At 41.3% G+C, this 13,215-nt stretch carries 5 protein-coding genes; all 5 read left to right on the top strand.

Annotated elements, in window-relative coordinates; translation table 11 throughout:
* Nucleotides 1-569: 569 nt before the first annotated feature.
* The 5 genes from H6H03_RS03470 (at nucleotide 570) to H6H03_RS41705 (ending at nucleotide 13,166) form a co-directional block, all read left to right on the top strand.
* Entirely contained in the window at nucleotides 570-1,685 is a 1,116-nt protein-coding gene (locus H6H03_RS03470) for a ferrochelatase (RefSeq protein WP_190953739.1), read from the top strand.
* A gap of 658 nt (nucleotides 1,686-2,343) precedes the next feature.
* Nucleotides 2,344-3,747 (top strand): hypothetical protein, encoded by a 1,404-nt coding sequence (locus tag H6H03_RS03465; protein ID WP_190953738.1) that lies wholly within the window; start codon nucleotides 2,344-2,346, stop codon nucleotides 3,745-3,747.
* 181 nt (nucleotides 3,748-3,928) lie between these two features.
* Complete coding sequence (locus H6H03_RS03460) at nucleotides 3,929-5,608, top strand: hypothetical protein (RefSeq protein ID WP_190953737.1); 1,680 nt, start codon at nucleotides 3,929-3,931, stop codon at nucleotides 5,606-5,608.
* Nucleotides 5,609-5,637: 29 nt separating this feature from the next.
* Complete coding sequence (locus tag H6H03_RS03455) at nucleotides 5,638-10,533, top strand: nSTAND1 domain-containing NTPase (protein ID WP_242057743.1); 4,896 nt, start codon at nucleotides 5,638-5,640, stop codon at nucleotides 10,531-10,533.
* A 770-nt stretch (nucleotides 10,534-11,303) separates the two neighbouring features.
* Nucleotides 11,304-13,166, top strand: coding sequence for a lipoxygenase family protein (locus H6H03_RS41705; RefSeq protein WP_190953736.1), 1,863 nt, complete (start codon nucleotides 11,304-11,306; stop codon nucleotides 13,164-13,166).
* Nucleotides 13,167-13,215: the final 49 nt, after the last annotated feature.

The following is a 13,215-nucleotide window of genomic DNA, read 5'->3' as shown; positions in this document are numbered from 1 at the left end:
TCGTCTTCCTGAGGAGTTACACGGATGACTTTGAGAGATTATGCAGTTCTCTCTCAATAAAAGTGAAAAATATTTTTGATGTCGTTTGATTGCTTTGTAGCGGTAGTGTTAATCACACCCTACCAAGGTTAGTAGCTTTGGAAGCGTACCTTAAAAAGGAAAGGGGAAAGGGAAACAAAAAGAGTCTTCACTCTCCTGCTTACAAAGAAAGGCAGAGGGCAGAAGGAAAGAAGTACTAATAAAAACTTTAGTTGTGGGTCTAAAGCCCACTAGTATAAAAAGATTTGTGTCGAGCGGAAAGTGCCACGAGACACAAGGCGTCCTTATTTCAATCCCGCGTTTTTAAACGTGGGTTCCATAAAAGCCTTCTGCCTCCTGCCTTCTGAACCCTTTGCCAACTTCTGCAAGAAGTCTAGTAATTACCAAAGTATGTCTTTTGATGTATTATTTTGATTTTTGCACCTATCCCATCCGGGGGGATGTGATAATAAATTACTAATAGGGGAAATGTTCAAGCTAATCCCCTAAGTTTAAATTCTCTGCACTCTGGTTATATTGAGGAAGTTATTGTGGTTGCAACGCCGGAAAAACTACAACATACTCACGAGCAATTATTAGGTAAAGACCGTGTAGCTGTACTGCTTATGGGCTATGGCGAAGTCGAAAGCTACGAAGATTTCGCTAACTATAACGAACAGGCTTTAAATCTACTCACCGCCAAATTCGCACCAGTGCCAACCTGGATTTATCCGCCTCTGGCAAAACTTTTGGCGCTATTTGACCGCCATGAGTGGGGACACACACACCACGATTTCATCTCCCCACACAACGCCATCTTTGAACAACAGCGGGCTGGGATTGAGAAGAATTTACAAGAGAAATGGGGCAATAATGTCCAAGTTTTCAAAGCTTTCAACTTCTGCGCCCCCTTCTTACCCAAACAAGTCTTGACAGAAATTAAAAATCAAGGCTTTGATAAGCTGCTAATTTATCCACTGCTAGTTGTTGATTCTATTTTTACTAGTGGGATTGCGATCGAGCAAGTTAATAATGCCCTTGTTGAGTTGGCTGATGGTGAAGAACACTGGGTGAAAGCACAGCGCTATATTCCTTCTTTCTTCAACGAACCAGCCTACATTGATTTGATGGCTCATCTAGTTGAAGAGAAAATTAACGCTGATTTAGCAGCAGCTTACCTACCTTCCCAAATCGGGATTGTACTGATGAATCACGGCTGTCCCCACAAAGCCAAAGGATTTACCTCTGGAATTACCGAAAGTCAGGCGCTATACGATTTAGTACGGGATAAGTTGATTAACCGCTATCCTCTAATCTCCGTGGGTTGGCTCAATCACGACACACCTTTGATTGAATGGACGCAGCCAAATGCACAACAAGCAGCAAGTAACTTGATTCAATTGGGCGCAAAAATAGTGATATTTATGCCAATAGGTTTTGCTACGGAAAACCACGAAACTCTGTTGGATGTACATCACATCATCCATGCTTTGGAAAAACAGCATTCTGGTATAAATTACGTACAAATGCCTTGCGTCAACGACCATCCGGAATTTTTAGCGATGGCAGCGCAATGGGCTGATGCTCATATTGCACAGTTATTGTCGGAGCAAACTGTGGCAGTTAATCCCCAATTAGCTGACCATCACCATCATCACCACCATTAAGTTTGATTTTGTGGGGTGGGCAAAGCTTTGCCCACTCCAGATTGATGGTTAGTTTCAGGCACAAATGCAGTTTAAGTCTCAGATACTCCTCAAGCCTTCATTTCCGTCTGCACCAAAATACTGAGATCCAATTATTTTTTTTCATCTTATTTTAAGTAAAATTCCGTTTAAACTCAGTATTATTACTCAGGTTAACTGGAATTGTTAAAGTTATTCTGTAACCAGTAATATCACATTGGCTAGGTACTAAAAGATTACAATCTATTGATATTGAAATCCAGGCGATCGCTTATTATTAAAATTGCTGTGCGTCAGAGCGTCCCCCACAATGATAAGTGTTTAACGGGACATGATATGACCAGTCACACAGCAAATTTTGGCGTTGATTATCTCATACCAGTTCTGTGTAAAGATGCGCCAAAATCTGAGTAATGGTGATGAAAGTGTAGACCGGCGCAAATATCAAGAGATTAGGAAAAAAACCATAATTTCGCTACCTTATTGACTATTTAAAAAGATTTGGTAGTGAAAATTTTGCCCAGTAAATATCCGAAAATTAGGGGTGCTGTTATCAAACAGCAGCCAAATTTTTGTGGAATGAATGCAATGTTTTTTGTTGTTTTAATGAAATCCAACACTGAAATAAAAGGATTTACACATGCCAGAAACATTAGTTGGAACTTCTTTAAGTTACTACTTAATCGCTTTTGACGCTAATGGCAAAGAACGCGAAAATAATGGAGAACTAATCAGTCAAAAAGTAGTAGATATATTATCTCAATCTAGGCAATCTGGGCAGCCAATCACAGATGTTTTTTTGATGAGTCACGGTTGGCAAGGAGACATTCCGGCGGCAAAAGACCAGTATGACAGATGGATTGCAGCTATGGCTAAAAACCAAGCTGATATTCAAAAAATGCAACAGTTAAGGCCAGGATTTCGCCCACTGTTAATTGGTCTGCATTGGCCTAGTAAGCCCTGGGGAGATGAAAACTTGAATGCAATCTCACCAGACAAAACAGTTGTGTCTTTTGATGTAACAGATAATTCTCAAGAAGAGTTAATTAATCAGTATTCCCAAAGTATTGCTGATACTGAAGCTGCCAGAGAAGCCCTGAGAACAATTTTTACAGCAGCAGCAGAATATGAAGTTGCACCCGATACATTACCAACTGAGGTACGTGCAGCCTACGAGGTTTTGATTAAGGAAGCATCTTCGAGCAGTGAAGGAGAAGATGCAGATGGCTGGGGTGAAAGCGAATCCTTAAATTTAGATCCTGATAGTGTATATGAAGCTAGTCTTGCACAAGAAGACGAGGATGTCAGCTTCGGAATTGAGACAAGTGTAAAATCAGCGGCTGATGCATTTTTGAATGTTCCGAGATTGTTATCTTTCTGGAAGATGAAAGATCGAGCTAGGAAAATCGGTCAAACCAGTGGCTTGAATTTGTTAAACAGACTTCAACAAGTCACAGATAATACTGTGCGATTTCATCTGATGGGGCACAGTTTTGGATGTATTTTGGTCTCAGCCACCGTAGCAGGTACTAAAAATAACAAATTACTCCGTCCAGTTAATTCTCTTGCTTTAATACAAGGCGCTTTCTCACTTTGGGGTTTCTGTGCAAATGTCCCTTATAGAAACAATGTTGCTGGTTACTTCCGCTCTATTATTACTGATAATAAAGTTGCAGGCCCAATTGTTACTACCCAATCTGTGTATGATAAGGCTGTCAAGAATGCCTATCCTATGGCGGGGACACTTGGAATACTTGGCGGTCAAGATATAGACTTTGGTGTTGATACCTCAATTTATCCTGGTGTTGGTGCCATTGGTTGTTATGGAATCCAAGGTGATGGTTTGAACATCAGCACTGAGATTACATACATGCAACCTGTGGACAAACCCTACAAATTTGAACCAGGAAAAATTTACAACCTGAACAGTAACGATTATATTTATGTTCCTCCTAGCTTACTAGATCAGTTTGTAGGCGCTCACAATGCCATTGACAAACCTGAAGTTGCTCATGCTGTGTGGTCAGCAGCTTTTGGTAATTAAAAATCAAAAGTAAAAGGTAAAAAATAAAAAGATAATTTCTGTAATTAATATTAGGAAATTGTCAGCGATCGCCTTTTTTTCTCAAAAAAAAATATGCGGTTTACAAGCATTTTTTATTTTACGTTTTCACTTTTTACTTTTGTCTTACCTAGTGAATTTATAAATAGAAGGATGACGTAATATGAGCATAGAACAACTGACCAAAGAGCTATATTTCAATGGAATTGACGGTGCATCAGGAGAATATTTGTTGCCTCCTTTGACACCAGAGCAGCTTTCTAAAATCGCTCAGGGTGAAGAGTTCGATCCTGTAGAAATCAGCGAACTCAAAAGAAAGGATTCCCATGTTAAAGGTTTAGAACCCGACTTTGCTCCCATTGAAGGCGTAGATCCGAAAAACCTCGCAGAAACCGGTTGGGGAGTCATCTTCGCTCATAATGCTGACCCAGCAATTAGGGAAGCACTCAAAGAACTGTTAGAACATCGGCAAAGACAAGCGACGAAAAATCAAGAAAATTACTATCAGGAATATATCGGCGCTAAGGGCTATCGTCCAGGGGAATCGAAGAATCAATTTTTGTCGCGTCATGGAGTTGGCCCCGGCCCTGCCGACCCAGATAAAATGCCTTATTATCTGTTGATTGTTGGCGACCCAGAAACCATTCCTTATCGCTTCCAGTACCAACTTGATGTCCAGTATGCGGTAGGGCGGATTTACTTTGATACGCCCCAAGAATATGCTCAGTATGCTCGTAGCGTCGTACAAGCTGAAACTACTGATTTAAACCTAGCTCGTAAAGCTAGCTTTTTTGGTGTATGTACCAAAGGAGATGCAGCCACTGAACTCAGCGCTAAGAACTTGATTCAGCCGCTAGCTGAATGGATGCTTGACGAGAACAAAGATAATAGTTGGGCAGTACAAACCTTACTTGCAGAAGAAGCTACAAAGGCGCGGTTAGCGAAAATATTAGGTGGTGAAGAAACACCTGCTTTGCTGTTCACTGCTAGTCATGGTATGGGCTTTCCCAACGGTGATGAGCGACAACTACGCCATCAAGGTGCTTTGCTCTGTCAGGACTGGCCTGGTAGAGAGTGGGGTAGAAAACCAATTCCCGAAGATTTTTACTTCTCTGCGGACGATGTTGGCGATGATGCTAAGTTACTAGGGTTAATTGCCTTTCACTTTGCTTGTTATGGTGCTGGTACGCCCCGATTTGATGAGTTTGCTCATAGAAAAGGCTCCAATGAAAGATTAGAAATCGCTCCTAATGCCTTTGTTGCTCCTCTACCCCGTCGGCTTCTGAGTCATCCTAAGGGTGGTGCTTTAGCCGTCATCGGTCACGTAGAACGCGCTTGGGGTTGCTCTTTCGTCTGGGGACGCACTGGCAAACAATTGGCAGTCTTCCAAAGTACCCTCAAGAGACTGTTAGAAGGACATCCTGTGGGGTCAGCTGTTGAATATTTCAACGAACGCTACGCCGAACTTTCATCTGATTTGAGTACCGAATTAGAAGAAGTTAAATATGGTGCAACTGCCGATCCCATGAATTTGTCTGACATGTGGACAGCAAACAACGATGCTCGTAGTTATGCGATTATCGGTGACCCCGCAGTTCGCCTAGTTGTGAGCGATAATTCAAGTGGCGATCGCGCAGTTATCGCATCAATAAATCTACCCACTGCACCCACAACACCCCAGGTATCTGATAAATCTGCAATCCAACAAGCCCAGACAAACCTCAACCAAGCACTAGAACAATTTGCCAAGACAGTCGAACAAGCTTCAACTGACCGTGCAGAAAAGCTCCAAGCAGCACTTTCAGCGACAGTTAGCCTACTCGAAACTTTGAAGAAATTTTAATTAGGGCATGGGGCATTGGGCATGGGGCATTGATTATTCTCCGCGTCCCCCCATCCCCGCGTCCCCCATCTCCCCACTCTCCCCATTCTCCAATCATGAACACCTTCGAGATTACCATTCAACGCAAATCAGGAGATAATTGGCCGGTTGTGGTGGAACACACCCAACCAGGTATTCTTTTGCCGTTGCGATCGGAGGGTAATTTCCGGCTAACTGAGGAAGATTTGCAGCGTTTGACGAGTCTTTCAGGACAAGTAAGAGATTACGGTACGTTTTTGGGGAAAGCACTGTTACGAGACGAGGTGCGCGATGGATTTGTCAGGGCACTCAGTCACAATGAAGAAACACTGCGGGTGTTGCTGTTTATTGAAGCCGCAGACAAAGAACTCAGAACCTTACGTTGGGAAAGGTTATGCGCTCCTATAGATGGGGACTGGCAGATGTTAGCCATTAACCAACGTGTGCCTTTTTCCTTCTATATTCCTGCCATTACTGACCGACTCTTTCCCCCCATCGGACGGCGAGATTTGCGGGCGCTGGTATTGGTGGCGAGTCCATCGGATTCACAAAAGTATAAATTAGATACTTTTGATGTGGAAACTACTGTAAAAAGTGTGCGATCGGCTTTGGGAGATATTCCCACAGATGTCTTAGCAGCAGTTGATGGTGCAATTGGTTTACCTACTCTTGATGAACTTTGCACTCACCTAACCGATAGAAGTAAGCAGTATACAATATTACATTTTGTTAGTCACGGCAGGGTAATGGATGATGGCGAAACCCTGCTCTACTGGTCAAAAGCTGATAATACAGTGGAGGTAGTGACGGCAACAAGGTTACTGGAAAGAGTGCGGGTGTTAAGGGGAGCTAGAGGGTTACCGCACTTTACTTTTCTCTGCACTTGTGAAAGCGCCAGCCCAGATGCAGAAGCAGGACTGGGGGGATTAGGACAGCGCTTGGTGCGGGATTTGGGGATGCCTGCGGTGGTGGCGATGACTGAGAAGGTGACTATCAAGACGGCTCAGGCGCTAACAGAGAAGTTTTACTACCAGCTTAGAGAGTCGGGAGAGGTGGACTCAGCTTTACATGAAGCGACAGCTGCTTTGGCAGAACGTGGTGATGTGACTGTACCTGCACTGTTTAGCCGTTTGGGGGGACGACCTTTATTCAGCGACCAGCTTGACCGAGAATTGACCAACGCTGAAATAGAATATGGTTTAGAGCAGATAGTAAAATTATTGCCAGAGCGATCGCCTGTTCTGGAAAAGAAGTTTGCAGAGATAGCACAGCAACTAAAAAATACGTTAGGCGCAGATGTCGCAGCTTTGAGCAAAGAAGCCCTCAAAGAACGAGAGCAAGCTTTAGAAGAAATTAACAATCTCTGCGAGGAAATACTAGACATCAACTTTCATGGTTTGGCGTTAGGTCACCAACCACCAGTTTATGATTCTCGTTGTCCGTTCCGGGGTTTGTATCCTTTTAGGGTGGAAAACCGAGAATTTTTCTTTGGGCGAGAACAACTCATTAGCCAACTGCAACAAAAGTTGACCGAACACAACTTTTTAGCAGTCTTAGGCGCTTCTGGTAGCGGTAAATCATCGGTGGTGTTAGGAGGTTTAATACCACTGCTACAGGAAAAACAACCTGATTTGCAGTTAGCCTACATGACACCAAGCTCTCATCCCATAGAAAAACTCCAAACTAGTCTTTCTTCTGTGCAAGGCCAATGTTCAATATTAGTAATTGACCAATTTGAGGAATTATTTACCCTGTGTGCTGATGAAACTCACAGGGTGACTTTTATCGAAAAATTGTTAAGCCTGATTCCATTTCAAAAAGTCATCGTCACCATGCGGGCAGATTTTTGGGGCGAGTGCGCCAGCTACCGCAATTTGAAAGATTTGATGGAAGTTAGGCAAAAACTCATCGGCCCGATGGATGCAGCGGAATTGCGGAAAGCGATGGAGATGCAAGCAGCCCAAGTGGGTTTGCGCTTTGAAGCAGGCTTGAGTAACTCGATTTTGGATGATGTCCAAGGCGAACCGGGAGCCATGCCACTTTTGCAACATGCATTGTTGGAGATGTGGAAGCGGCGACATGGTAGATGGTTGCGGTGTAGCGAGTATCAAGCCATCGGTGGTGTGAATATGGCGATCGCTCAAACTGCCGATGATTTTTATAATACTTTATCAGCTACAGAACAAGACCAAGTTAAGAATATCTTTATCCGTTTAACTCGCTTGGATGAAAATGCGATCAAAGGCGAAAAACGCCGGGACACCAGACGGCGAGTTTGGTTAGATGAACTAGTACCCGCAGGTGGTGATTTAGTAACTACTAAACAGTTGGTGCAACAACTGGCTGGCGAAGGAGCGCGATTAGTAGTAACGAGTGTAGATGAATCTACAAATCGCGAAGAGGTGGAAGTTGCTCATGAAGCCTTGATTCGCTACTGGCCGCGGTTGCTCAAATGGTTAGATGAAAATCGCATCAATTTAAAACTGCGCGAAACTATCCGTCAAGCAGCTTTGGATTGGGAAAAGCAGCAAAAAGATGAGAATTATCTGGTGCATCGCGGAGGTAGATTAGAAGATGCTCAGGTGTTGGCGAAGCACACTAGTTTTTTGAATCAGTTAGAAGCTGACTATGTTAGTGCTTGTATGGAACTGCGTCAGCGCCAGCAAAAAGAAAAAGAAGCGCGTCGCCGTCGAGAAATTAGGATAGCTTGGGGAATAGCTAGCGGAGCATTAGTTGGCTTAATTATCACTGCTTGTTTAGGATTAGAGGCTTTAGATCAGAAAAAACAAGCGCAAAGGACAAAAGCTGAAGCACTAGGTTACTATTCCTCATCCCTCTTTAACGACCATCAAGAATTCAACGCACTCATTGAAGGGATTAAAGCAGGGAATATTTTGAAAGAACAAAAAATAACCCAACCTCTAGTTGTGACAGCGTTGTACCAAGCGGTTGATGGAGTAAGAGAGCGTAATAGTTTGACTGTGCATGAGCAACAAGTTACAAACATTGTCTTTAGTCCAGACGATAAAACTATTGCCTCTAGTAGTAACGATAAAACTGTCAAACTCTGGAATTTAGATGGTAAACTCCTGCACACCCTCCAGCACCAAGAAGGGGTGACAAATGTTGTCTTTAGCCCAGATGGTAAGACCATTGCTTCTGGTAGTTGGGATAAAACTGTCAAACTCTGGAATTTAGATGGTAAGCTCCTGCACACCCTTCAGCACCAAGAAGGGGTGACAAATGTTGTCTTTAGCCCAGATGGTAACACTATTGCTTCTAGTAGTTGGGATAAAACCGTCAAACTCTGGAATTTAGATGGTAAACTTCTGCACACTCTCCAGCACCAAGAAGGGGTGACAAATGTTGTCTTTAGCCCAGATGGTAACACTATTGCCTCTACTAGTAATGATAAAACTGTCAAACTCTGGAATTTAGATGGTAAAATTCTGCACACTCTCCAGCATGAGAAAGAAGTCACAAATGTTGTCTTTAGCCCAGACAGTCAAACCATTGCTTCTGCTAGCGATGACCATACAGTCAAACTCTGGAGTTTAGAAGGTCAACTCGTGCATACTATTGAGCATAAAGATAGTGTTAATAAAGTAATTTTCAGTCGAAATGGCAAAATCCTAGCCTCTGCTAGTGACGACAATACAGTCAAACTCTCAAATTTAAAAGGTGAACTCCTGCATACTCTCAACCATGATGATGAGGTCGATAGTGTCAGCTTTAGCCCAGATGGTAAAATCCTTGCTTCTGGTAGTTGGGACAAAACTGTCAAACTCTGGGATTTAAATGGCAAGCTGCTATACACCTTTCAACATGAGGATGGAGTTGAAAACGTCATTTTTAGCAAAAATGGCAAAATTCTAGCTTCTGTTAGTAATGACAAAACCATGAAAATCTGGGATTTACAGCCTAAAAAGCTAAATATCCTAGAGCATGAGGATGATGTTAAAAGCATCGTTTTTAGCCCTACTGACAAAACGCTGGCCTCTGCGAGTCAGAATACAGTCAAACTTTGGAATTTAAATGGCAAACTCTTACGTAGCTTCGCACATGGGGATAGGGTCAATAGTGTCGTTTTTAGTCCCAACGGCAAAACCCTAGCCTCTGCTAGTGACGATAATACAGTTAAACTTTGGAATTTAAATGGTACCCTCCTACGTACTTTCTCACATGATGATAGGGTTAATAGCGTTGTTTTTAGTCCCAACGGCAAAACCCTAATCTCTGCTAGCGACGATAATACAGTCAAAATTTGGAACTTAAATAGCTCAAATAACAAACCCCAGCAGACTGTTCAGTATCAGGAAAAGTATCAAGGTATACTTACATTTGCTTTCAGCCCAGATGGCAAAACCTTAGCCTCTGGTAGTAGCGATGGTACAGTCAAAATTGGGAGGATTAATGACAAAAACCTCCACAGCGTAGAGGATCGAGATAAGCATCAGGATGTAATCACAAGCCTTGTTTTCAGCCCAGATAGTAAAACTTTAGCTTCTAGTAGTAAGGACAAAACCGTTAAAATTTGGGATTTAAATGGTAAACTTTTACACAAATTTACCCATCGCGAAGCAGTTTTCAGCATTGCCTTTAACCCCATCGACAAAACTCTAGCCTCTAGTAGTTGGGATAAAACCATCCAAATTTGGGATGTAAATGCCAAACCCCTACATACTCTCCAAAATCAAGATGTAGCTATGAGCCTTGCTTTTAGTCCGAACGGCAAAACTTTTGCCTATGCCATTAATAAAACTGTGATTTTCTCTAATTTGGACGATTTAGCTCTAGATCTGCTTCTGGTTCGCGGGTGTGATTGGGTACGAGGCTATCTGAACAATAGCCAGCAGGTAAAAGAAGAAGATAAGGCTTTGTGCGATCGCATCAGCCTTAATAAATAGCCAACATCATTAATCATAGGGCTTAGGCAACAAATAACCACAACTCTAAATTTCATCTAGCAGCAATTCACCAGATGCTAAACAAGGATTATAAAATACTTAGCTTTTTACAAAAAAATATCTTAAAATAAGTAAATTTTATTAGGAGGAAAAATCAAGTTTTAGGATTAAAATGCAGCACTGATTGAAGAGTAAAAAAGAGAAGCTTTGTTGGCGTAAGCGAACGAATCTATTCAGCCAAAATACAGAATTCAGGATTGAATTTTGCTAGCTGAGGCGTTGATTATTTTTTATTGAAATAAATTTATAATTATTAATTCAAAAAAACTAAATTTTTTACTGATTTTTCCAAAGTTATGCTATCTTTGATTAACTCATAAATATCAATAAAAATATCTACCATTAGATGCATTTTATTGATATAGATAGGAATAAATTTACTAAAAATAGGAAAAAATATGTCTCTAGCTTCTCATCTTATATCTTCTTCATTAAGTCTCTCAAAAACAGATGTACAAAGTCTTCTGATCCTTTTATATAAATTAGTAAAACTTAGTAAGGCTTCCTTACAATACATGCAATATGACTACAACTATAATTATATCCCTCCTTTAGCTATGACAGGCGCTCTCCCGTTGCCGGTCATTAAGATACAGGTTCCAATTCAAGAATTACCAAATTTAAAATGGGTACTTTCGGTAGCTCAAAAAATAACACTACTTTTAGTAAATGATACTCTAACTAAGTTTCCGAATTCCTCAGATTCTAATGTGTCTTATGGAATCGATGCTGATGCCGAAAGTAATAGCTCAGCCATCGACAGTCCAGTAGAAGCTTTACAAGATATGGAGCAAAAAATTAAAGATGCTGAGACTTGCGAAGATTTAGAAAAAATTGCTTTGAATCTGGCATCAATTACCCAAGAAATTACTGAAGAAATTGTTAGTCATAATTCCTCTGATATTGTCTCTTTTGATACTCAAGAAATGTCAGAGTTTGAGGAGCATCTCAACAGGATTGATGAGGAGTTTGAATTGCACGAATTCCACAAAGAGCCTGGAAATATAGAATTTTTAGCGCCATTTAGTTTAGAAGAATCAATTACAGATTTATTAAGTTCTGCTTTCAAAAAAATAATTGATTCTGATGCTAAATTATTGGAATTAAAAGAAAGCCAACCATCTTCTATGGATGTAGATTTTTCTACACATGATGCAATGAATCCAAGTATTGAAGATTATAATAAATTATTTGTGAAAATACCTCTACCACAGATTAGTTCTAGGTTTAAGGAGGATCTAGTTTTTGGTTATATGCAGGTTGCAGGGCCAAATCCGCTAATGCTGCAACAAGTATTACAACAAGAAAAAAATTTAGGAATTAGCAACGAACAATATGAAAAAATTGTCGGTATTCCTAATGATTCTCTGGAGGCAGCAAGGCAGGAAGGTCGGCTTTATAAAGCTGATTATTTTAAGTTGAAAAATATGGAAAATGGTAGTTTTCCAAATCAGCAAAAGTATATCTATTCGCCTTTAGCATTATTTGTAGTACCGCCAGCTAGCAACCCATCTCGGTCTTTACTACCACTAGCTATTCGATGCCAACCCGAACATCCAGTGTTCACACCTCTTGATGGCGAGAACTGGGCGATCGCCAAAAGCATTGTGCAAATGGCAGATAGCAATTACCATGAACTAGTTAGCCATCTTGCTCACACTCACTTATTTATCGAACCTTTTGTAATTGCTACTAAGCGGCGGTTACCAGCGAACCATCATTTAAGGATTTTACTGGAACCTCACTTTGAAGGAACTATATTAATCAATTACGGCGCACATCAACTTTTGATTGCCGATCGCCGACAAGTAGATGCACTTTTAGCTAGTACAATAGAGAGCGATCGCCAACTTACTGTTCAAGCTGCCCAAGATAATCTGCATCATTTCAATGATGCAATGTTTCCCAAAACTCTAAGAAGTCGCGGTGTTGATAATATTTCTCAACTACCTGAATATCCTTACCGAGATGACGGACTGTTAATTTGGAACGCTATTCATCAATGGGTAAGTGCCTATTTGAGCAGTTACTATATCACTGGGCAACAAATATTAGCAGACCAAGCTTTACAAAATTGGGCAAAGGAATTAATCTCCCAACAAGGAGGCCGCCTACAAAATTTTGGTGAAGACGCTTCCGGCACAATTAAAACCCTAGATTATCTAATTGATGCTGTTTCCACCATTATTTTTACTGCTAGCGCTCAACACGCTGCGGTTAATTTTGCCCAAGGCGAATTGATGACTTATGCACCTGCTTTTCCTCTAGCCAGTTACTCTCCAGCGCCGACAAATCCCGACGAACAAGGCGACTTTATGAGTATGCTACCTTCCATAGAGCAAGCTAGAACTCAACTGAAAGTCACTTATTTGCTTGGCTCAGTTTACTATACACAGCTAGGGCAATACTCCAACTCATATTTTAAATCCAAGCCACAAATTAGTTCAGCCTTGGCGACTTTTCAAAATCAACTCAAAGGAATTGAGAAAGAAATTACTCAAAGGAATCGTACAAGAATAATGCCTTACAAATTCTTGCTACCTTCGCAAATTCCCCAAAGTATAAATATCTAATTTAACTGAATCTCAGCAGAATTAAAATGTAGAGACGTTGCAATGCAAC

The organism is Nostoc paludosum FACHB-159 (assembly GCF_014698835.1).
GTDB lineage: Bacteria > Cyanobacteriota > Cyanobacteriia > Cyanobacteriales > Nostocaceae > Nostoc > Nostoc paludosum.
The sequence above is the reverse complement of the archived record's forward strand: the minus strand, read 5'-3'. Positions and strand labels throughout refer to the sequence as shown.

What these genes read in the sequence shown, in the direction of transcription:
- H6H03_RS03460 (WP_190953737.1), top strand. Translation starts at nt 3,929, where the DNA reads ATGAGCATAGAACAACTGACCAAAGAGCTATATTTCAATGGAATTGAC.
- H6H03_RS03465 (WP_190953738.1), top strand. Translation starts at nt 2,344, where the DNA reads ATGCCAGAAACATTAGTTGGAACTTCTTTAAGTTACTACTTAATCGCT.